Source organism: Caballeronia sp. SEWSISQ10-4 2, assembly GCF_030464885.1.
GTDB lineage: Bacteria > Pseudomonadota > Gammaproteobacteria > Burkholderiales > Burkholderiaceae > Caballeronia.
Map to the genome: position 1 here is coordinate 1 of NZ_JALPRJ010000093.1, position 20,945 is coordinate 20,945.

19 protein-coding genes are annotated in these 20,945 nt (G+C 60.7%); 3 read left to right on the forward strand and 16 right to left on the reverse strand.

The window, feature by feature from the left end:
- Positions 1-202: 202 nt before the first annotated feature.
- From M0D69_RS37445 to oxlT, 5 genes are all read right to left on the reverse strand, one after another.
- The gene (locus M0D69_RS37445) at positions 203-958 is read right to left on the reverse strand and encodes a GntR family transcriptional regulator (protein ID WP_301786851.1); all 756 of its coding nucleotides are present in this window, start codon (positions 956-958) and stop codon (positions 203-205) included.
- A complete protein-coding gene (locus M0D69_RS37450) occupies positions 948-1,169 on the reverse strand; it encodes a hypothetical protein (protein ID WP_301786852.1) in 222 nt (73 codons plus the stop codon). Before M0D69_RS37450 ends, M0D69_RS37445 begins: the two co-directional genes overlap by 11 nt.
- A gap of 114 nt (positions 1,170-1,283) precedes the next feature.
- Positions 1,284-2,312: a 2-dehydropantoate 2-reductase gene (locus M0D69_RS37455; protein WP_301786853.1), complete on the reverse strand. Its 1,029-nt coding sequence runs from the start codon at positions 2,310-2,312 to the stop codon at positions 1,284-1,286.
- Positions 2,313-2,447: 135 nt separating this feature from the next.
- On the reverse strand, positions 2,448-3,419 hold the full coding sequence (locus M0D69_RS37460) for a LysR family transcriptional regulator (protein WP_301786854.1): 972 nt from the start codon (positions 3,417-3,419) through the stop codon (positions 2,448-2,450).
- Positions 3,416-4,771 (reverse strand): oxalate/formate MFS antiporter, encoded by a 1,356-nt coding sequence (gene oxlT, locus M0D69_RS37465; protein WP_301786855.1) that lies wholly within the window; start codon positions 4,769-4,771, stop codon positions 3,416-3,418. Before oxlT ends, M0D69_RS37460 begins: the two co-directional genes overlap by 4 nt.
- A 367-nt stretch (positions 4,772-5,138) precedes the next feature.
- Here oxlT and M0D69_RS37470 point away from each other — a divergent pair, with 367 nt between their 5' ends.
- Positions 5,139-6,059 (forward strand): LysR family transcriptional regulator, encoded by a 921-nt coding sequence (locus M0D69_RS37470; protein ID WP_301786874.1) that lies wholly within the window; start codon positions 5,139-5,141, stop codon positions 6,057-6,059.
- A gap of 226 nt (positions 6,060-6,285) precedes the next feature.
- Positions 6,286-6,636 carry a hypothetical protein gene (locus M0D69_RS37475; RefSeq protein WP_301786856.1) on the forward strand — a complete coding sequence of 117 codons (351 nt, stop codon included), beginning with the start codon at positions 6,286-6,288 and terminating at the stop codon, positions 6,634-6,636.
- A 149-nt stretch (positions 6,637-6,785) separates the two neighbouring features.
- Here the strand turns inward: M0D69_RS37475 and M0D69_RS37480 are convergent, their stop codons facing one another.
- The 10 genes from M0D69_RS37480 to M0D69_RS37525 all read right to left on the reverse strand — a co-directional run bounded on the left by M0D69_RS37480 (position 6,786) and on the right by M0D69_RS37525 (position 18,602).
- Positions 6,786-8,237 (reverse strand): aldehyde dehydrogenase family protein, encoded by a 1,452-nt coding sequence (locus M0D69_RS37480; RefSeq protein ID WP_301786857.1) that lies wholly within the window; start codon positions 8,235-8,237, stop codon positions 6,786-6,788.
- A gap of 64 nt (positions 8,238-8,301) precedes the next feature.
- On the reverse strand, positions 8,302-8,745 hold the full coding sequence (locus M0D69_RS37485; protein WP_301786858.1) for a PAS domain S-box protein: 444 nt from the start codon (positions 8,743-8,745) through the stop codon (positions 8,302-8,304).
- Between the two features lie 116 nt (positions 8,746-8,861).
- Positions 8,862-10,112, reverse strand: a complete 1,251-nt coding sequence (gene frc, locus M0D69_RS37490; protein WP_301786859.1) for a formyl-CoA transferase — start codon at positions 10,110-10,112, stop codon at positions 8,862-8,864.
- 108 nt (positions 10,113-10,220) lie between these two features.
- A complete protein-coding gene (oxc, locus tag M0D69_RS37495; RefSeq protein WP_301786860.1) occupies positions 10,221-11,975 on the reverse strand; it encodes an oxalyl-CoA decarboxylase in 1,755 nt (584 codons plus the stop codon).
- Positions 11,976-12,286: 311 nt separating this feature from the next.
- Positions 12,287-12,907: a nucleoside/nucleotide kinase family protein gene (locus M0D69_RS37500; protein ID WP_301786861.1), complete on the reverse strand. Its 621-nt coding sequence runs from the start codon at positions 12,905-12,907 to the stop codon at positions 12,287-12,289.
- A gap of 110 nt (positions 12,908-13,017) precedes the next feature.
- Positions 13,018-13,893 carry a sugar phosphate isomerase/epimerase gene (locus M0D69_RS37505; protein ID WP_301786875.1) on the reverse strand — a complete coding sequence of 292 codons (876 nt, stop codon included), beginning with the start codon at positions 13,891-13,893 and terminating at the stop codon, positions 13,018-13,020.
- Positions 13,890-14,921 carry an ABC transporter permease gene (locus tag M0D69_RS37510; protein ID WP_301786862.1) on the reverse strand — a complete coding sequence of 344 codons (1,032 nt, stop codon included), beginning with the start codon at positions 14,919-14,921 and terminating at the stop codon, positions 13,890-13,892. Before M0D69_RS37510 ends, M0D69_RS37505 begins: the two co-directional genes overlap by 4 nt.
- Entirely contained in the window at positions 14,918-15,931 is a 1,014-nt protein-coding gene (locus M0D69_RS37515) for an ABC transporter permease (RefSeq protein ID WP_301786863.1), read from the reverse strand. Before M0D69_RS37515 ends, M0D69_RS37510 begins: the two co-directional genes overlap by 4 nt.
- Entirely contained in the window at positions 15,924-17,435 is a 1,512-nt protein-coding gene (locus M0D69_RS37520) for a sugar ABC transporter ATP-binding protein (protein ID WP_367619815.1), read from the reverse strand. Before M0D69_RS37520 ends, M0D69_RS37515 begins: the two co-directional genes overlap by 8 nt.
- Before the next feature lie 174 nt (positions 17,436-17,609).
- Complete coding sequence (locus M0D69_RS37525) at positions 17,610-18,602, reverse strand: substrate-binding domain-containing protein (protein ID WP_301786865.1); 993 nt, start codon at positions 18,600-18,602, stop codon at positions 17,610-17,612.
- A gap of 242 nt (positions 18,603-18,844) precedes the next feature.
- Here M0D69_RS37525 and M0D69_RS37530 point away from each other — a divergent pair, with 242 nt between their 5' ends.
- Positions 18,845-19,909, forward strand: coding sequence for a LacI family DNA-binding transcriptional regulator (locus M0D69_RS37530; protein ID WP_301786866.1), 1,065 nt, complete (start codon positions 18,845-18,847; stop codon positions 19,907-19,909).
- A gap of 25 nt (positions 19,910-19,934) precedes the next feature.
- Here the strand turns inward: M0D69_RS37530 and M0D69_RS37535 are convergent, their stop codons facing one another.
- A complete protein-coding gene (locus M0D69_RS37535; RefSeq protein ID WP_301786867.1) occupies positions 19,935-20,846 on the reverse strand; it encodes a pyridoxal-phosphate dependent enzyme in 912 nt (303 codons plus the stop codon).
- Positions 20,847-20,945 lie beyond the last annotated feature (99 nt).

Below are 20,945 nucleotides of genomic sequence, written 5' to 3' on the forward strand. Positions count from 1 at the left end.
ATTGCTAATTGTTGGGAGGCGTTTTCTTTGCTTCTGTTTCTTTTTCGCCGTTGTGGAAAAAGAAATGAAGTGCCGCCACGCACAGTGGCTAACAGTGATAAAGAGAACAGTTAAGACATAACGACCGCAGACGCTGAAAGCAGCAACCCAGCATTAACCCAGTCCCACGAGCGCCAGCCCCCCCGACCGAGTGCGAACGAATTTAATCCAGAAAATCGCAATTCGCCTCGACGAAAGCCGCCAAATCAAGCGAATGCTGGCGCACCAGCCTCTCGACCAATTCGGTATCCCGCGCCTCAAGCGCTTCAATAATTCTCATATGGTCTTCAATCGACCGCGCCGCCCGGTCACTCTGCGAAATCGTCATCTTCCGGATCGCGCGCACGTGCACGAAAATATTCTTGATCGTATCGAAGATAATCTGCGACTTGCTCAACTGCACAATCGCCTGATGGAAGGCAATATTCGCCTCCGAATACTCTTCAATATGCTCCGCCGGCGTCGCATTCTGAAAGTGATCGAACATGTGCCGCAACGACGCAATCTCAGCATCCGTCGCCCGCAACGTGGCAAGCCTCGCCGCCATGCTTTCCAGCGCGGCCCACATGTTGATCATCTCGACAATCTCGTGCTTGGTCTTGCGCACGATGTAAATCCCGCGACGCGGCACCGTTCGCAGAAACCCTTCCTGCTCCAGCAGCGTCATGGCCTCGCGAATCGGCGTACGACTCACGCCCAGCGCCTCAGTCAAATCCTTCTCATCCAGCCGGATCTCTTCACGCGACCGATAGATGTCTGCCTCCGAAATGGCCTGGCGCAGCCGCGCATAAGCCTGATCGCGCAACGAAACCGTCGCGTTGATCGGCGCCAGCGAAAGCGTTACACCAGCAGGCTTGCTTTCCGTCCGCGGTTCAAGAAGATTGGCCGACGTTGTAGCAACTTCAGTATCAGATGGCATTGATGGTTTGATGTCCCAGGTTCCGCGCGCCCGTCGTCGCCCGTGTACCCGTGCTGCCGCCCTGATCGTCCGCCGTCAAACCGGCATAGCGACCATTGTCCTGCGCACGCTGCAACACGTCCTGCGGCAGCGTCGACGCCAGTGCAAACGTCACACCAACACCGCCCGCTACCAAGGCGATTCCGATCACGACTAATAAAGCGATACTCATTTCCGGCTCCTAGTGGTTTACTCCAAGAGCCTTCAGTATATGTTGCGTCGCAGCGCAACGCAATATATTTCGTATGTGATATATCACAAACAACAGTCCTTCCGTGTTCGCAGTTTAAGCGGCTTTTTGCGAACGCGTGAAAGATTCAATTGCTTTGATACTAGGCCGCGCCGTCCCCTGGTTGACGCCCTCACGCAGCTTGATCAGCGCCAGGACGGCGTCGATCATCGGGGTGTCGATGGCAAGCTTCCGGCCGATTTCCTGCACGACGGTCACGATCGGATCGATCTCCATGGGCCGGCCCGCTTCGCAATCCATCAGCATTGAAGTCTTGTGAGCGCCGACCGCGCCCGCGCCGTTGATGCGCTTTTCCACGTCGACACGAAAATGAACGCCCAGTTGTTCCGCGATGCCCTGCGCCTCCTCCATCATCCGGCGCGACAGTGCGCGGACAGCGGGATCGCTGGTGAGGACATCGAGCGTGGCGCCTGTCAACGCGCTGATCGGGTTGAAACAAAGGTTGCCCCACAGCTTCAGCCAGATTTCGTCGCGGATGTTGTCGCGCATCGGCGCTTCCATATCGGCGGCAGTCATGATGTCGTGGAACGCCTGCAGGCGCGGCGTAACCAGCCCGCTCGGCTCGCCGATGGGAAATTTCTTGCCGTACACATGGCGGATCACGCCGGGCTCCGCAATTTCGGCGGCGGGGATCAGCACGCAGCCGATCGCGCGCTCCGGCCCGAGCACCTGCCATTGGCGGCCGCCCGGATCGACGCTTTCCAGCGTGGTGCCCGACAACGCGCCGCCGTGCTCGTAGAAATACCAGTACGGCAACCCGTTCACTGCGGTGACGATCGCGGTATCCGGTCCTAGCAGCGGCGGTATCAGGTCGACGATACCCGGCACCGAATGCGCCTTGAGCGCAATCACCACGTAGTCCTGCGGTCCGAGCTCCTCAGGATTGTTCGTGCAGCGGACCTTGACGGTGTGCTCCTCGCCATCGATCTGCAAGCGCACGCCGTTCGCCTGCATGGCCGCCAAGTGCGGCCCGCGTGCGACAAAACTGACGTCCGCCCCGGCTCGAGCCAGTTGCGCACCCATGTAACCGCCGATCGCACCGGCGCCGTAAATGCAAATTTTCATTGTCGTCTCCTAGACCACCAGTCTTCTGATATACAACATATTAGATTCAGTATTGGATAACAACGCCGAAAGAGCAAGTAAAAAAGCGCGACTCTTTTCAAGGAGCCGCGCTTCGATTTTTCAGTGAATTAGGGGTCAGGCGTCAGCGGTTTGCAGCGGCTTGTGTTCTTCATCATAGGACGAAACGACGTGCGTCCAGATACACGCTGCCTGCGCCGGCAGCGTACGGTTCCTGCGCTTGACCACCATGACGGTGCGAGTGACGGATGGCCATAGCGGTACCGGCTGGACCAGCGTTTGCGCCGAGGCTGGACCGGCACGCATCGGCTGGATGCCAATTCCGAGTCCTGCTGCGACCATTTGCATGACGCTCGCGGCCTGTGTCAGGCGCTGCAGCCTGAGGTTCGATGCGCCGTGTTCGTCGAGCGCTCGCGCGATGACGTCGAAGCTGCCGGCGTCGTCGTCGAGCAGGAACAGGCCGGCGCTGCTCAGGTCGCGCCATCGCACCGTGGCGTGCGACGCAAACGGATGACGCGCCGGCACGATGGCGCAGAAATTATCGGAGAAAAGCGTTTCCGCCCATAGATCGCCGAGGCTATGAGGATCGCTCGAAGGACCGATGAGCACACCCATGTCGGCATCGCCGGCGCGCACGAGTTCGAGCACCCTGCCCTGCGGCGCGTCGTGCAATGTCAGCGCGATATTGGGGTAGCTCGCCCGGCACGATGCGAGCAGCGCGGGCAACACGGAAGCTACCACGCTGGAACTGCTCGCGATCGATACCGCACCGCTTTCTGCAGTGGACACCTGCTGCCCGAAACGCAACGCCACTTCGAGTTCATCGACCAGCGACGCGATGCGCGGAAGCAAGGCGCGGCCGGTATCGGTGAGTGCGACCTGCCGCGTCGTGCGGTCGAATAATCTCAGCTCCAGCAGGTCTTCCAGCTCCCTGATGCTACGGCTCGCCGCCGACTGCGTGACGCCGAGCGCATTGCCGGCCTGCGTGAAACTCCGGTGCTGTGCAAGGATGACGAACAGGCGTAACTGCTGCAACGACACGCCGGACGCTTTCAATCCCTGCACGGCATCAGTCTGGCTTCGCGTCATTGCGCCGACGAGTTGCGCGGGGCTTCTGTCCAGCCTGCCTGAAACGTAGCGGAAGAATTGAGCCGGCTCGATTCGGCGACCGTGTTATCGATCCAGCGTTTTCTCATCGGCGCGAGGACAAACTTGGCGCACAGGCCGGCGGCAATCGAAATGGTCGCCGTCGTAATGAACACCGCATCCCATGAGCCAATGGCCGACAGCACCGAGGCCAGCGGTACCAGCATCGAAGCCGTGCCCTTCGCCGTGTACAGCGTGCCGGCGTTGGCGGCTGCGTATTTGCTGCCGAAGGTATCGGCGCAAGTGGCCGGGAAGATCGAGAAGATTTCACCCCAGCACAGGAACGTCACGGCCGCGAAGAACATGAACAGGTACGGGTTGTGACCGAACTCCATGAGCCCCAGCAACGCAAGCCCTTCGCCGATAAAGATGAAGAACATCGTGTTCTCACGGCCGATCTTGTCAGAGATCCAGCCGCATAACGGACGCGTGAAACCGTTGCAGAGATTGTCGATGGACAGCGCCATCGTCAGCAGCGGCAAGGTCACGCCGAGCAGGTTGACCGGCATCTTGGCGAAGCCGTATTCCTTCGCGATCGGACCGAGTTGCGCGGTGGCGATCACACCGCCCGCCGCGACGAACACGAACATCATGTACAGCACCCAGAAGAGCGGCGAGCGCACCATCTGTCCCGTCGTGTAATCGATCTTCGAGGCCACCACGCGCTTGGCCGATACGGCATGAACCGGCGGCCGCGGACGAACCAGCATCAGGCCGAGCAGCAGGATGCAGACGCCCTGGAAGATGCCGAAGAACACAAAGGTATGTTCGTAGCCCGAGGTCTGGATCATGTTCGAAATGGGAATGACCGTGACCGCCGCGCCTGCGCCGAAACCGGCCGCCGTCAACCCCGCAGCAAGGCCGCGCTTGTCCGGGAACCACTTGAGCGCCGTGCCTACGCAGGTGCCGTACACGCAGCCCGCGCCTATGCCGGCAATCACCGCTGCGATGTAGAGATGGATGAGACTGGTGGCGTTTGCATCGATGATCCAGCCGATCGCCGCGCAGATCGAGCCGCCGATCACGACCGGCCGCGGGCCGAACTTGTCGACGAGCCAGCCTTCCAGCGGTACCAGCCAGGTTTCCGTGACGATGAAAATGGTGAACGCGGTTTGAATCGCCGCCTGGCCCCAATGATGTTTTGCATCCATCGGGACGACGAACAAAGTCCACGCGTATTGCAGATTCGCGACCAGCCCCATGCAGACGATGCCGATGGCGAGTTGCGCCCATCGATTATTGTGCCGCCCTAGCTTGGGCTGCCCCCCGGCCGATGCCGTACCTGCGTTTGCCATGTCTGTCTCCGTTATGTATCTGCGCTCGTGCGGCGCGTAATCGACTGCGGCTCACCGGTCTTTGAATCACCGGCATGAGAGTGGGTTTTGGTCGGTCAGGGTACGTGCCCGTGGCGCCACTGCGCCGGCTGCAGCCACGCCAATGCGGCGGGCCGGAGGAATAAGGAAGGTGATCGAAGAATCATTTTCAAGCGATTCCCAACGAACTGATGTTTATAGGGGTTGACCCTGCTGCGGCCCTCTCCCGGCATGCGCCTTACGGAACTAGGGCACGTTGAAACCATGCTGCGGCAGAAAAACGATTAGGGAAAGTTAGAAAAATTTATTGTATAAATTCAGGATCGTTTATGGATGGAGATTCGTCATGATGCGTAATGCGACGCTAAGGCAGCTGAAAATATTCGAAACTGTTGCCCGGCGGCTCAGCTTTTCGCGCGCCGCCGAGGAGCTCTACCTCACCCAGCCGGCCGTCTCCACGCAGGTCAAGCAGCTTGAGGAGCACGCCGGATTGCCGCTTTTTGAACAGCTCGGCAAGAAGATTTACCTGACGTCTGCCGGCCAGGAAATGCTTCATCACAGCCGCGCGATCCTCGAACAGTTTCGCGAAGCCGACGACGCCATGGCGCGACTCAAGGGTATTTCCGGAGGCACGCTGAACGTGGCCGTGATCAGCGCGGGAGACTATTTCTTTCCGCGTCTGCTGGCCGAATTCACCAAACGCAATACCGACGTCAAGCTGAACCTGGCCGTCCACAACCGCGAAGAACTGCTGCACCAGCTCACCGACAACCTCACCGACCTCGCGATCATGGTTCGTCCGCCGAAGGACATGGACACCGAGAACGTGTCGTTTGCGCCGCATCCCTACGTGATCGTCGCGCCACCGGATCATCCGCTGGTGGGCAAGAAAAACATTCCGCTGGAGTCGCTTGCCGGAGAGCCGTTCATCGTCAGGGAGCGCGGTTCGGACACCTGGAATTCGATGGAGGAAGGGTTCGCCGGACGGCTCAAGGCGCTGAATATCTCGATGGAGATCACCAGCACGGAGACCATCAAGCAGGCGGTTATCGCGGGGATGGGGATCAGCTTCCTGTCGGCGCATACGGTCAGCGTGGAGCTGCAGATCGGACGGCTGGCCGTGCTGGATATCCAGGGTTTCCCCGTGATGCTCAACTGGTATCTCGTGCATCGTCATAACAAACGGCTGCCGCCAGTGGCGATGGCGTTCAAGCAATTCCTCATCGACGAAGGAGCGGCGCAAATCGCGGCAATTACGCATATCGGGTAAACCATCTATTAGGCATCTTTAATAGTTATTAAAAAAACAAGTAACTATCGTATATGGATAAAGCTTTCTATCCTGCAGTTAAGCCATGCAGCCAAGTCACGCTGCCCGTCACGGCTAAGCCAGTAACCATCTTTCATGGGACCGGAGTAACCGCATGGGACCGGAGTAAGCGCTAAAGCGCCAACTCCGGTCGACACGCTAACTCCGGTCGACACAGGAGACGACCATGATCCGTACACAAGCCACGATCGCCGACGCGCGCGAACTCCAGACGCAGCTTTGCGCCTACAACAGCGCCTTCGAAGAGCTTGACCTGATGTTCCGCTGGGACGTCGAAACGCTTCAGTCGCTGGCGCACGCTCACACCGATCAGGCGCGCATCTCGCAGTACATCGAATCGCATTGCCCGCACTTGCTCAAAGCCTATAGCGCCGAGTTCCTGTGCCAGGCCATCGTCGACAGGAAGAACGCGCATTACGACGCTTGCCGTGCCACGACTATCGCCCGGGCCGACGATACGCGCGGCGCGCGCATGTGGCGTCCGGAGTGCGATCGCAAGCATGCTGAAGCCGCTTGATACTGACCTGATACCAGCTTGATACTGAATTCGTTCACGGAGTCTTCGCGGGGTTCTGCCAGCTAACGCAGAGCCCCAGCGCGAACGAAGACAACACATGTCCACGTGGGCGGGCTAATCAAGCCCGCCCTTTTCTCATTGCGCCAACCTCACTGCGCCAGCGACACCCACACGCTCTTCGGCTCAGTGAAATTCTCGATCGCCACGTCACCGTGCTCGCGGCCAAAACCTGAATCGCCCGAACCGCCCCACGGCAATCGCACATCCGTATAACCGTACGTATTCACCCACACCGTGCCCGCCCTGAGCGCCGACGCCATCCTGTGTACGCGGCCTATATCTGCGCTCCATACGCCCGCTGCGAGGCTATACAAGGTCCCATTGGCGATGCGCACGGCATCGGCTTCATCGTCGAAGGGAATCACGCTTGCCACGGGGCCAAATATCTCTTCCTGCGAGATCCGCATCTCGTGCTCGACGTTGGCAAATACCGTGGGCTCGACGAAATAACCGCGCTCGCCCCATCGCCTGCCACCCGATACAAGCGATGCCCCCTCGCTCTTGCCGATGTCCACGTAATCCAGCACCGTCTTCATCTGCTTCCCGGAGATGAGCGGACCCATCGACGTCTCTTTCTGCGATGGATCACCCAACGTCACGGACTTGGCACGCTGCGCCAGCCGCTCGACGACCTCGTCATACACCGGCCGCTGGACCAGCACGCGCGAGCCTGCCGAACACACCTGCCCCGCGTTGAAAAAGATCCCCGACGCGGCCGCGCGTGCGGCCTGATCGAGATTGGCATCGGAGAAAATCACGTTGGCGGACTTGCCGCCCAGTTCAAGCGTGACCCGCTTGAAGTTGACCGCCGCGCCCTGCAGGATGCCCCGCCCAACCGATGGCGAACCGGTGAATGTGACCTTGTCCACGCCGGGGTGCGCGACGAGTGCATCGCCGACCACGGAGCCCTTGCCGGTCACAATATTGAGCACGCCCGGCGGCACGCCGGCCTCCAGTGCAAGACGGCCCAGCATCAACGCCGACAGCGGCGTCAACTCTGCTGGCTTGACCACCAGCGTGCAACCACAGGCAAGCGCTGGCGCGATCTTCCACATGCCGATCATCAGCGGGAAATTCCACGGCACGATCGCCGCGACCACACCGACCGGTTCGCGCACGGTGTAAGTCAGCGCGTCCGGGCGAGCGGGCACCACTTGTCCATTGATCTTGTCGCACCAGCCGGCGTAATACGCGAGGGTATCGATGGCAGCCGGTACATCCTGGCGACGCACGCCGGAGATCGGCTTGCCGCCGTCCAGACTTTCTACTGCTGCGATCTCTTCCTGATGCGTGCGCATCAGTTCTGCAAAGTGCATCAGTATTCGCCCACGCTCGGCCGCCCTGATGGCATTCCACGGTTTCAGCGCGGCACGCGCGGCTTGCACGGCGCGGTCGACATCGGCTGCGGTGCCTTGGGCCACGCTCGCGATCGGCGCTTCGGTCGATGGATCGAGAATGGTTGAATACGCGCCTCCACCGGGCGCCACTGCTTCGCCACCAATCAGCAGTTCGTAACGTTTCACGTCCGCTTGGGCGGTCATTGCTGTCTCCTTTTACCGTAGTGCAGTCTCGTGCGCCTTCCGGCGCACTCCGCACTTGTTCCGATCATGCGCCGGATTTTGCTTCGAGTTCAGCCAGTCGCTTGCGCAGGTTTCGCTCTTCAGTGAAGCGGCTGGTTTCATCGCGGATAACGGCGACGATGCCTGTCACGCTTTGCTCCGGTCCCGCTGAATGAAGCAGCGCGACCGTAAATGCAATCGATAAGGACCGGCCGTCCTTGTGCACGGCGGGCACGCGCAGCACGTCGTGTCCGTAGCGCGTTTCGCCGGTCGCCATGGTTTTTTCGTAGCCGCTCCAGTGACGCCCTCGCAAGCGTTCGGGAATGATGAGGTCCAGCGAATTGCCAAGCGCTTCTTCTTGCGTGAACCCGAACATGCGCTCGGCAGCGGGGTTCCACAGAGTGATCGCGCCACTGGCGTCGGAGATGACAACCGCGTCGCCGATCACGTCGACCAGTTGTTCGAAATCGATGGGGGATGATGTTTGCACGGCGGGAGTTTGCTCGGCGCTATTCATGGTTGAAACGGCCTTCTTCGACCTTCTTCGATTCAAGCAGCGCCGTGGCGGTTCTTTCTGCAAAGCGAACCACAGCGCTGCCGTCGCGTTTAAACGGCTTGAGATTCGTGCAGATGAGCGATTTGCGCGCTGCTATAACCGAGGCTCTCGAGCACTTCATCAGTATGCTCACCCAGCAACGGCGACGCCGTGATCTCCGGCTTCATGTCCGAGAACTTGATCGGGCTGCCCACCGTGAGGTACGTGCCACGCTCCTTGTGCGGGACTTCGGCAATGGTGCCGCTTTCGCGTAACGAAACATCGTTGGCAAGCTCTTTCATCGTCAGCACCGGCGCACACGGAATATCGAACTTGCGCAGGATATCCACGGCCTCGAACTTGGTTTTATCGGCGAGCCATTCTTCGATGGTCTTGAAGATGTCGAAGATATGCGGCTGACGCGCCGTCGCCGTGTTGTAGTTCGAATCTTCGATCCACTCCGGTTTGCCGATCGCGCGGCAAATCGGCGCCCAGGCGTGACCCTGGATCGTGAAGTAGATGTACGCGTTCGGATCGCTTTCCCAGCCCTTGCATTTCAGCACCCAGCCCGGCTGGCCGCCGCCGCCCGCATTGCCGCCGCGCGGAACGACGTCGCTGAATTCGCCGTGCGGGTATTGCGGGTATTCCTCCAGGAAACCGAGCCGGTCCAGGCGCTGCTGATCGCGCAACTTCACGCGGCACAGGTTGAGCACGCTGTCCTGCATCGATACCGCGACCTTCTGCCCCTTGCCCGTCTTGTCGCGGCCGATCAGCGCCGTCAGGATGCCGATGGCCAGGTGCATGCCGGTATTGCTGTCGCCGAGCGCCGCTGCGCTGATGGTCGGCGGGCCGTCCCAGAACCCCGTGGTCGATGCCGCGCCGCCCGCGCATTGCGCGACGTTTTCGTACACCTTCAGGTCGTCGTAATGATGGCCGTCGCTGAAGCCTTTCACCGACGCCAGGATCATCTTCGGATTCAGCTCACGGATGTAATCCCACGAGAAGCCCATGCGATCAAGCGCGCCCGGGCCGAAGTTCTCCACCATCACATCGGATTCCCTGATCAGCTTTTCCAGTACTTCCTTGCCTTCCGGCTTCTTCGTATCCAGCGTGAGCGACTTCTTGTTGCTGTTGAGCATCGTGAAATACAGCGCATCGACGTCCGGGATGTCGCGCAACTGGCTGCGCGTGACGTCGCCCGAACCGGGACGTTCCACCTTGATCACGTCGGCGCCGAACCACGCGAGTAACTGCGTGCAAGCCGGTCCGGCCTGCACGTGCGTGAAGTCGATGATCTTGATTCCGTCGAGTGGTTTGCTCATGATTTTCCTGTCTCCTGACTCACTGGCTAAAGGTGGTTTGGTTACTCATGTTCTTGCGGCGGTACCGGCGGCACGTGTTGTTCACTTCGCCGATACCGTCGAACCCAATTACTTTTTCATCGCTGCGCTTTGTGGATTCAGATTGGTCAGGCGGCCGCTCTCCGTGCCCGCAGCTTCGTCGATGACGGCATTGATGAGTGTCGGCTTGCCGGACGCGATCGATTCCTGCAGCGCCTTCGTCAGCTCTTCCGGCGTCGTGACGTTGTAGCCGATGCCACCGAATGCTTCGATCATCTTGTCGTAGCGGGCACCCTTGACGAATACGGTCGGGGCAACGTCCTTGCCGCCGGTCGGGTTCACGTCGGTGCCCCGATACACGCCGTTGTTGTTGAAGACAATCGTGCAAACCGGCAGGTCATAACGGCAGATGGTTTCCAGTTCCATGCCGCTGAAGCCGAACGCGCTGTCGCCTTCAATCGCCACGACCGGCTTGCCGCTCGTCACCGCCGCGCCGATGGCAAAGCCCATCCCGATACCCATGATTCCCCACGTGCCCGAGTCGAAGCGCTTACGCGGCTCATACATGTCGATGATGCTGCGGGCGTAGTCGAGGGTGTTGGCGCCTTCGTTCACCACGTTGATGTCCGGGCGTGTCTTCAACACGTCGCGGATCGCGCGCAGTGCGCTGTGGAAATTCATCGGCGACGGATTCTTGGCGAGCGTCGCGGCCATCTTCTCCAGGTTCTTGTTCTTGCGCTCGGAGATCGCTCCGGTCCACTCGGTGCTCGGCTTCGGGAAGCTTGCATCGATGCCGCCCAGCAAGGCCGATACGCACGAACCGATATCGCCGATAACCGGCGCCGCGATAGCCACGTTGCTGTCGATTTCCGTCGGCGCAATGTCGACCTGGATGAATTGCTTCGGCGCCGCGCCCCACGTCTTGCCCTTGCCGTGCGACAGCAGCCAGTTCAGGCGCGCGCCGATCAGCAACACGACGTCGGCTTCCTGCAGGACGAACGAGCGAGCCGCCGATGCCGATTGTTCGTGGGTATCGGGCAGCAGCCCCTTGGCCATCGACATCGGCAAGTACGGAATGCCGCTCTTTTCCACGAGCTCGCGAATCTGTGCGTCGGCCTGGGCGTAGGCAGCACCTTTACCAAGGAGGATGAGAGGACGCTTTGCGCTCTTCAGTACGTCGAGCGCCCGCTTGATCGATTCAGGCGCGGGAATCTGGCGCGGGGCTGCGTCGACCACGCGCACCAGGGACTGCTTGCCCTTCACTGCGTCGATGGTCTGGGACAGGAGTTTCGCCGGCAGGTCCAGGTAGACACCGCCGGGACGGCCCGACACAGCTGCGCGAATCGCACGGGCAATGCCGATACCGATGTCTTCAGCGTGCAGGACGCGGTAGGCGGCCTTGGCGTAGGGCTTGGCAGCATTGAGCTGATCCATTTCCTCATAGTCGCCTTGCTGCAAGTCGACAATCTCCCGCTCGCTGGATCCGCTGATCAGGATCATCGGGAAGCAATTGGTGGTCGCGTTGGCGAGCGCCGTCAGGCCGTTCAGGAAACCCGGCGCCGAAACGGTCATGCAGATCCCGGGCTTTTGGGTCATGTAGCCGGCGATGGCCGCCGCATTGCCCGCATGCTGTTCGTGACGAAAGCCGATGAAGCGCATGCCTTCGGCTTGCGCAAGGCGCGCCAGGTCGGTGATAGGAATACCGACCAGCCCAAAGATCGTGTGAAGGTCGTTTAGTTTCAGGGCATCGATGACCAGGTGGAAGCCATCCGTGGTCTCCGGTGCTTCTCTTTTCGCTGTTTCTGCTGCAGTGGCGGTCTGCGGGGTGATCAGTACTTCGGCCATAACGTCTGTCTCCTTGGCGGGCGTTGTTTGTGATATACAATATTCCACACACAGTATTAGTCAAGCGGATTTCTGCATTGCGCACAACGTGGTGCGGTGCGATGAGGTTTAAAATGCTGGCTCTACAGCGGATTTGCTGTTTTTTTTGCTGCGATGCAATGGGGAGCGTTTAGGCGATGTACAGACGTGCCGGCAGGCGGCTGGGGATAGGTAAGACGATTCGGGGAAGTTAGTTTTACTCGCGCCAGCGGTGGGTTTACTGGCGCATCGAGGCGATTCTGCCCGGGGCGGCGAGTGTGGTTTGAAGCGTTCTACGACGGCCAGTGGAAAACCAGATCGGCACTCGCGCGCGTCGAATCGATCAGGGCAGCGTTCACCTCGTCAGTTTGCTGGACCCAGTTTCTGGCAGCGTCTTCATCGCGGCCGAACTGCACGTGACGGGCAACAAGCCGCTGCTTTCGCAGCTCCGGATCGATGTCGACATACCAGGCTTCGTCGAGCAGCGGGCGAACCGCTTTCCAGTGCCCATGCCGCAGCAGCAAATAGTTACCTTCCGTAATCACGAGCGGCACGTCCGGCATGACAGGAATGGCCCCGGCGACGGGTTCTTCGATCTCCCGGCGAAACGTGGGGGCGTAGATCATCTCGTCGTCACGCTGCGCACGCAAACGTGCAAGCAGCGCGACGTAACCGGCACTGTCGAATGTATCCTCGGCGCCCTTGCGGGATGCACGGCCGAGACGTTCGAGTTCGACGTTCGCAAGATGAAACCCGTCCATCGGCACGACGACTGCACGCCCAGGCAGTGCGTCGAGAATGGCCTGCGCCAGCGTTGATTTGCCGGCGCCCGGCGCACCGGCCAACCCGAGGATACGGCGCCGGCCGTCGGCCGCAAGCTGCTGCAGCCGTACAAGAAAGCGATCTTCGATCATGGACGCAATCCTGAGTGGTTTCGAAAAAGTGATGGTGATTGTCGCCGATGTCCACGTGGCCGGGACGCTCGCCGCGAAACGAAGAGACGACGCGGCGCGGATCTCGTTCGTTAATGGTGAGCCCTCGCCTTGGCCGCAGCGTTGATGCCGCCGGCGATGAACGTCCGTGCATGAGTGGCCAAATCCATGCTGTCATCCCACAAGTTTCGCCAGATCGCCAGCGCGTTTGACAACTGCTCATTGACGACAGTGGACGAGAAGCTCTCGAAGGTGACCACGCCCTGATAGTCGATCATGGCCAGCGCATGGAAGAACTGTGCGAAATCAATGGTGCCGGAGCCCAGGTAGCCCCGATTACTTTCGCCGATGTGGACATAACCCAAACGCTTGCCGCACGCCAACACCGGTTGCATAAAATCGGATTCCTCAATATTCATGTGATAGGTATCGAGATGCACGACGACGTTGGGCGCATCGACTTCGTCCAGCATGGCGAGCGCTTGCGATGCCGTGTTGAGCAGGTTGGTTTCGTAGCGATTCACCACTTCGAGGCCGAGGGTGACGTCCTTCTTCAATGCGAAATCGGCGATCCGCTTTAACGAGTCGACCGCGTTGCGCCTTCCCTGAGCGGTGAGCGGCGCCTGGTATTTCGCCATCGCACCGTACAGGATGCCGCCGAAGTACTTGCCGCCGAGCTCCGCCGTGATGCGGACGCCCTCTTCCAGCAATGCCAGGCCACGCGCCACCGACTCCGCATTGTCGCTGGATACGTCGGCATCCAGCGTCAGGCCCCGGGAACAGCCAATCTCCAATCCATGCTCCTGGAGCAGGTCGCGCGTCAGCGCCAGATCCATGACCTTTGGCCCGTGAAGGGACAGTTCGACCAGATCGAAACCGCCGGCCCTGGTTTGACTGATTACCTTGCGGGTCGACTCCGGCGTCAGATCGCCGGCCCATACCAATGCATGAACCCCGAGCTTATTCATTGCGTAACTCCTCCGGTAGCGGTCGCGCGTCTGCGGACCAAAGACTGAAAATTGCCGTGTGCCCATGCCCAGCGCAGGAGCATCACGGCAAGCAAAAACACGCCCCACAAAGCGGTGGCCAGGTGCTGGTTGGCACCGAGCAGGCTCAGGCCAGAGGCAATGACCTGCAGGATGACGAGCGCTATCACGACGGGAACGACGCGCCCAAAGCCGCCGAACGGATCCACGCGCCCGAGGAAGCAGGCAAGCACGGCGATCAGGAGGAACGCCTCGCCATGCCCGACGCGCACGGAGTTGAAACTGGCCAGCATCACCACGCCGGCAACACCGCACATCAGGCCTGACAGCATGTAGATCCGGGTCACCGAGCGCCGTGTATCGATGCCCGAATAGCGGGTCGCCTCGATATTCGAGCCGATCATGCGTGTGGCAAAGCCGAGCCGGGAGCGCGTCATCACGACATGCCAGAGAGCCGCACAGCCGGCGAAGATCCAGAGCGGCACCGGAACGCCGAGCAAAAGGCCGTTGCCCATCTTCAACACGAAAGGCGGAAACCCGGAGATGTCGCCGCCGTGGGTCAGGAATTCCCCAAGGCCGCGAAGGAAGATCATCATCGACAAGGACACCAGGATCGGGCTTGCACCGGTATGCGCGATGATGGCCCCCATGATCCATCCGGCTGCCGCACCCGTAGCAAGTGCCGCGGCAATCCCGAGCACGATGGCGACGGCGCCGGCATCCGCCCCGCCCTGCGAATGCAGCACCCAGGCCATTACGAGCCCGGCTATGTTGGCAGTGAAGGTCACTGCCAGGTTGAAGCCGCCGGAGATCAGCGGCATCAGCATGGCCAGCGTAAAGAGCCCCAGTTCGGGTAACTGGAACGCCACCGAAACAAAGGTGCCGGCGGAAAAGAAGCGATCCGAGGCGAGGCTCATGGCCGCGATCACGATGGCGAGGAATCCGAGCAGACCGACGACGTCAGCTTGCACGAGCGGTACAGCTGCGCGATGTGACGAGGAAGTTTTCATGACGGGGCCTTTGCTCGTTGCGGCAAAAAGCGTGATCCGGCCAGCTTGGCGAAGCCATCGCTAGACAAGGTGATGGCGATCAGGATGATGGCGCCGACGATCATCTTGAACGCGTAGGGCGAAATCCCGAGTAAATTCAGCCCGTTCGCGGTGATGGCTGTCAGCATGACGCCAAGGATAGCGCCGAGGATCGTGCCGCGCCCGCCGCCCAGCCGGGCACCGCCGAGCACCACCGCAGCGAGTACGTCGAGTTCGCGGCCATACAACGCGTTGGGCACCACCTCTTGAACGTAGTGAGCCTGCATAAGCCCGGCAATGCCTGCCATCATGCCGAGCCAGCCAAAGGCCACGTAATGCATGGCGCCCACGTTGACGCCGACACGCCGGGCCGCCTCGGGGTTGTCGCCCATCGCATAGAGTTGCCGGCCGATGGTCGTGCGCCGGAGCAGGAACCAGGTGGCCGCTACCATGACGGCCATGACTGCGACCGGCAGCGCAAGCTCCGCGACGCCGCTTGACGTCTTGAACGCGACGAGCGAAACGCGAGTCATCCACCAGTCCGGCAGGTCATAGATGGACACGCCCCCGGTGAGGAACATCAGGCCGCCGAAGAACACGTTGAAGGTCGCTATCGTCACGACGATCGACACGATGCGAAAGTGGTAGATGATGGTGGCGTTGAGGGCGCCCAGCAGAAAGCCGAACCATGCGGCCACCATGAAGCCCAACGCCCAGTTCCCGCCGCCAAGCCGCATGACGGTGAGCGCGGTCAGGTACTGGACCACGGACGCGCCCACGGCGAACGAGATGTCGATCCCGCCGGCAATGAGTACGACCAGCAATCCGACAGCGAAGATGATGTTGACCGCGCTTTGGTTAAGCAGGTCGAACAAGTTGGGCAACGTGAGAAAAGTCGTAGTTGAAACGCCGAGGCCGGCCACCATCGCGGCGATAACTACAATCAGCAGGGCCTCGATCGAACCGATCCCCCATTTGCGCAGATCAGGCATGGACGTCTCGCTCGATTTGGTCGATGGTCGTGGTTCCCGGCACATATTCAGCGACCATGCGCCCGTTGCGCATATGCAGAATACGGTCGGCGTTGAAATAAACCTCGGGGATCTCGTCGGAGATCAGCAAGATGGCCATGCCCTGTTCGGCGAGCTTGTGGATGATGGCAAAGATGCCCGCTCGCGCACCCACGTCGACCCCTACCGTGGGCGAATCGAGGATCAGCAGTTTCGGGTTGGTCGCCAGCCATTTGGCAAGCACGATGCGCTGCTGGTTGCCACCGGACAGCGTTGAGACTGCGTCTTCCGGCTTACCGATCTTGACCGCCAACTTCTGAATCCAATCATGAACCAGGGCATCCCGCTTGCCGGGCGCGATCAGACGGGTGGCGTCGAGCAGGTCGTCCAGCACGGCGGCCACGGTGTTGTCGCCGATCGACTGCTGCTGCACCAGGCCTAGCTGAAGTCGGTCTTCCGAAACATAGGCGATGCCGGCCCGGATCGCGTCGCGGTTCGAGCCGAGCGACAATTTCTTTCCATCGAGGCTGACCGTGCCGGCGCCCGGCCGCGTCATTCCGAACAGCGACAACGCGAGTTCTGTCCGCCCTGCACCCAACCGGCCGGTGACACCGAGAATCTCGCCTCTCTTCACGCAGAGGGAAACGGCGTCGTATTCATTTCGCCGTGACAGGCCCTCGACCTTCAGGACGACAGGTGCGGCGGACAGATCCGTGGCGCGCACCGCGTAGTCGAACGTGCGACCGGTCATGAGTTCCGTGAGGCGGGTTTGCGTCATGCCGGCCGTGGGGAAGGTGCCGACATACTGCCCGTCACGCAACACGGTCACGCGCGTACACACGTCGAGCACTTCAGCAAGCCGATGGCTGACAAAAACAACGGCGATCCCGTCGACCGACAGGCGGCGAACGATGGTCAGCAATGCTTTGGTCTCGGCGTGACTGAGCGACGCCGTCGGCTCGTCCATGAACACGAGCCTGGCATCGGCGACGAGTGCGCGGGCGATCGCCACGATCTGCCGTTGAGCGATAGACAGCGAACGCACGGAACGGCCGAGGTCGATGGCAACGCCCAGGCGCTCCAGAATGCGACGGGCTGCGACTTTCATCTGGCCGTAGTGGACCAGGCGCGGACGAGGACCGAGGTTTCGTTCGAAGGCAATGTTCTCCGCGACTGTCATCTCGGGAAATAGCGCGAGGTCCTGCCAGATCACCTGAATACCCAGGTCCCGCGCCTTCGACGGCTCCAGACCCTCGATTGATTGTCCGTCCATCAGCATGACGGCTCCGGATTCGGGCTGATAGACGCCACTGATCACCTTGATGAGGGTGCTCTTGCCGCAGCCGTTTTCGCCGGCGAGGCACAACACCTCGCCCGGCATGACGTCGAACTTCACAGCCTGCAGCGCTTTTACGCCGCCGAATATCTTGGTGATATTTTCAAGCTTGAGCAGCGCGGCGCTGCCAGTGCCAAGGGCAACTGGCATATCGCTCGTGGTGTTGCCTCGCTCAGGCGCGAGGCGGTCCCTGGAAGCCGCTGGAAACATGGAAACGCTCCGATGCTACCTATATGTAGCCTGTAGCCTGATCTGACGCACCGTTCATCTGTCGGGTGAAGGTCAGCCTTCCTGAGCTTCACCCATCTCGGGATGCGATCGTGGTCAGAGCCCCATCTTCGCGAGGTCGTCGACGGTTTTCGCGTTGAGGTCCACCAGTTGGTCGACGATCAGGTTATGGCCGTCGGGGTGGACGACACCAAGCCCTTCGATTTTCGTGCCGTCCTTGATCGGTTCGCCCTTCGCGACCATCACACCCAAGGTCACGAACACTTCACCGGCGATTTCGGGATTCCACATATAGCCCCCGGTCAGGACGCCATCGTGAACGAGACGCTTGCCCTGCCCCGGCGAGAACGGACCGAGCACAAGGACACTCCCCTGAGCGTGCTTTTCCGCCACCGCGCGAGCAGCCCCGATCGGGCCTTGACTACCAAATGCCAGGATGGCCTTGAGGTTGGGGTGCGCCCGCATCAGATCGAGCGCGGTCTTGCGTGACGCGTCGACATCTTCGGCAACACCGTAACGGTCGCCGACCAGCGTCATGCCGGGATCGTTCGCCTTGAGATAAGCAATCGCGGCGTCGGCCCACGCGTTGTGCAAAGGAACGGTCAGTGACCCGACGAATACCGCGTATTCGCCCTTCCCGCCCAAGGCCGTCGCCAGGTTCTTTGCGTACGCTTCGCCGAAACCTTTGACCGAGGCGAGTTCGAAGTCCCAATCAGCATTCTTTTGCTTCGGCGACTCGTGCGTGATGACCTTGATGCCCGCGGCGCGCGCCCGCTGCAAGACGGGTTCCAGTACCTCGGCGTCATTCGGCACAACGCCGATGACATCCACATGCTGTGCGATCAAATCCTCGATCGCCCGCACCTGCAGCGCTGGATCTGAACTGGTCGGCCCGACCATGAAGGCTTTGACGCCAAGCTGGTCCGCTCGTTTCTTGATTCCGGCGTCCATGGCGTTGAACCACGGAATCCCGCCGATTTTTACCACTACCCCAATCACGGGTTTGTCGGGCGAGGCCAGAGCCAGACCCGTTCCAAACGCGAATGCAGCGACGCCTACGCACAGAGCGCGTACGAAGTACCTTGACATGTCTCCTCCTCCGCGTGGACTCCCGTGAGCCTCGCCCAAGGGAATCCGTTGGTTTGATTGTGGACAAAGTTGTCGGGTCGCCGAACTCATTCTCGATTTGCTAAATCCATTCAGCTAACGACGGAACTGATGCTGAATCCATTTAGCAATGTGGTCAACTCTCGGATACCCTAGTATGGTTTCCGGTCGAAGCAGGTCAGCCTTCAGGTGACGGCGCAACGCAATTGAAAGGGGAAATACAGATGGCGCGCAGCGGTAATGGACGCAAGTCCACGATCTACGATATCTCCGAGGCGACCGGCACGTCGGTCACCGCGGTGAGCATGGTGCTGAACGGAAGCTGGACGCGGTACCGGATCAAGGAAGAAACCGCTAACCGCATCCTGGAGAGCGCGCAGCAGCTCGGGTACAACGTCAACATGCGGGCCAGAGGGTTGAGGCTCTCCCGTTCCGGACTCGCCGGCATGATTCTCCCGCACTATCGCAATCGCTTTTTTGCAGGGCTTGCGGAAACCTTCGAAGAACAGGCAAGATGCCGGGGCCTGTGCCCCATCGTCGTCAGTACTCAGCGAGATCCCGCGGTCGAGACAAGCGTGACGGAGACGCTCCTCTCGCAACGGGTCGAAGTCCTGTTCATTGCCGGCGTGCGAAACCCTACCCCGCTTAATTCACTGTGTGCGGCGGCGGGCGTTTCCTGCATTAATGTCGACTTGCCCGGCACAGGCGCACCCTCGGTTGTCTCGGACAATCGCGGCGGTGCTCGCGCGCTCACCGACGTGTTGATCGACAAAATGAGGATGCGTGGTGGTGCCCCGGAAGAAATGGTCTTTCTAGGCGGAGTCGCTGGTGAATACGCCACGGAAGAACGCATTGCAGGGTTCCGCGACGCCTTCGAAGCCAGGGGAATCAGCCCGGCAGCCGACGCGGTCGACTGCTGCGGATACAACGCGTCTGCCGCCCGGCAAGCGCTCGCTCGCGGCTACGAGAGCCTCGGCCGGCTGCCCGCTGGCTTGTTTATCAACTCGATTACCGCGTTCGAAGGGTTGGTGCAGTTCACGTCGCAACTGTCCCGGGATGTCGTGCAATCGGCGGTTGTCGGATGCTTCGACTGGGATCCGTTTGCGGCGCACCTACCGTTTGAGGTGACGATGATGCGCCAGGACGTGCACAAGATCATTTCGGAGGCCTTCGCGCTTGCCGACAACCAGGACACGACGAACACCCACCCGCTCGTCGTTGTGCCGACGGGCTTCGGAGACGTGCTCGACGAGGACGATCAATCGATTCAACACCCATACGACCGCTAGGCGCTGCGCTATTAGCTGTTAGCTGTTATTGGCTGGCCCAGTCGGCCACCATCCTTGCATCGACACTCACTCCGCCGCAGACCACGATCACCACATCGTGCGCGCCGGCAATCGCCGGATGATCAAGGTAACCGACAGCAAGCGACACCCCACAAGCCGGTTCAACCAACTGCCGATGGTCATCGGCGAAACGAGTCACGCCCAGGATCGCATCGGCGTCCGTCAACACCACCGACTCGTGCGGAAACTGCTTGATGGCATCGACAGGCCAGCTCGCCACCTGAAGCGCCGCGAGCGACTTCGCGATGCTGTCGATGCGATCAAGTTTCACCGGATGCCCCGCATCGAGCGCCGCGCGAAACGACGCCGCGCCCGTCGTTTCGCACGCGACAACCCGGCAATCCGTGCGGCGGTGCCGCAATAAACCCGTCAAGATACCTGCGAGCAAACCGCCCCCGCCCACGCTGGCCACGACCGCATCCACTTGCGGCAGCACGGCGACAATCTCATCGATCATCGTGCTATGCCCTTCCCACAAGACGGGGTGATCGAATGCGGGCACGTACTCGACCTCATCGGACGCAGACAGCACAAGCGCATGCTCGTTCGCTTCGTCCCAGACGTCCCCATGCACGATCACCGTCGCGCCGAGCGCGGCAATCCGGCGGCGCGTGCTTTCAGGGGTCGTGGATGGCACCACGATGTCAGCCTGCATGCCAAGCATCTGCGCCACGAACGCGGTCGCGAAACCGGCGTTGCCGCCCGACGGGCAAACCACGCGGCGCTTGCCTGCCGCTTTCGCGCGCGAACACAGCAAACCCATGCCGCGCATCTTGAACGAGCCGCTCGGTTGCAGGTTCTCAAGCTTGAGCCAGATGCGGCGCGTGGACGTAGACAGTCGGGGATGCAGGATCAACGGGGTTTCGATGTGAAGCAAGATGGGCCCTTTTCAAACTGGAATTCCGGGACCAGTCCGCTGCCGTGATGGCCGCGGCTGGATTCGAGCCTCACAGTTTATTGCATCGGCCCGCACGAG

Bases quoted from the DNA above. Each gene is read 5' to 3' on its own strand.
- M0D69_RS37470 (WP_301786874.1), top strand. From the start codon at position 5,139: ATGCGTAATGCGACGCTAAGGCAGCTGAAAATATTCGAAACTGTTGCC.
- oxc (WP_301786860.1), bottom strand. From the start codon at position 11,975: ATGGCCGAAGTACTGATCACCCCGCAGACCGCCACTGCAGCAGAAACA.
- M0D69_RS37515 (WP_301786863.1), bottom strand. From the start codon at position 15,931: ATGCCTGATCTGCGCAAATGGGGGATCGGTTCGATCGAGGCCCTGCTG.
- M0D69_RS37445 (WP_301786851.1), bottom strand. From the start codon at position 958: ATGCCATCTGATACTGAAGTTGCTACAACGTCGGCCAATCTTCTTGAA.
- M0D69_RS37505 (WP_301786875.1), bottom strand. From the start codon at position 13,893: ATGAATAAGCTCGGGGTTCATGCATTGGTATGGGCCGGCGATCTGACG.
- M0D69_RS37450 (WP_301786852.1), bottom strand. From the start codon at position 1,169: ATGAGTATCGCTTTATTAGTCGTGATCGGAATCGCCTTGGTAGCGGGC.
- frc (WP_301786859.1), bottom strand. From the start codon at position 10,112: ATGAGCAAACCACTCGACGGAATCAAGATCATCGACTTCACGCACGTG.
- M0D69_RS37475 (WP_301786856.1), top strand. From the start codon at position 6,286: ATGATCCGTACACAAGCCACGATCGCCGACGCGCGCGAACTCCAGACG.
- M0D69_RS37525 (WP_301786865.1), bottom strand. From the start codon at position 18,602: ATGTCAAGGTACTTCGTACGCGCTCTGTGCGTAGGCGTCGCTGCATTC.
- M0D69_RS37520 (WP_367619815.1), bottom strand. From the start codon at position 17,435: ATGCCAGTTGCCCTTGGCACTGGCAGCGCCGCGCTGCTCAAGCTTGAA.
- M0D69_RS37510 (WP_301786862.1), bottom strand. From the start codon at position 14,921: ATGAAAACTTCCTCGTCACATCGCGCAGCTGTACCGCTCGTGCAAGCT.
- M0D69_RS37480 (WP_301786857.1), bottom strand. From the start codon at position 8,237: ATGACCGCCCAAGCGGACGTGAAACGTTACGAACTGCTGATTGGTGGC.
- M0D69_RS37460 (WP_301786854.1), bottom strand. From the start codon at position 3,419: ATGACGCGAAGCCAGACTGATGCCGTGCAGGGATTGAAAGCGTCCGGC.
- oxlT (WP_301786855.1), bottom strand. From the start codon at position 4,771: ATGGCAAACGCAGGTACGGCATCGGCCGGGGGGCAGCCCAAGCTAGGG.
- M0D69_RS37500 (WP_301786861.1), bottom strand. From the start codon at position 12,907: ATGATCGAAGATCGCTTTCTTGTACGGCTGCAGCAGCTTGCGGCCGAC.
- M0D69_RS37530 (WP_301786866.1), top strand. From the start codon at position 18,845: ATGGCGCGCAGCGGTAATGGACGCAAGTCCACGATCTACGATATCTCC.
- M0D69_RS37455 (WP_301786853.1), bottom strand. From the start codon at position 2,312: ATGAAAATTTGCATTTACGGCGCCGGTGCGATCGGCGGTTACATGGGT.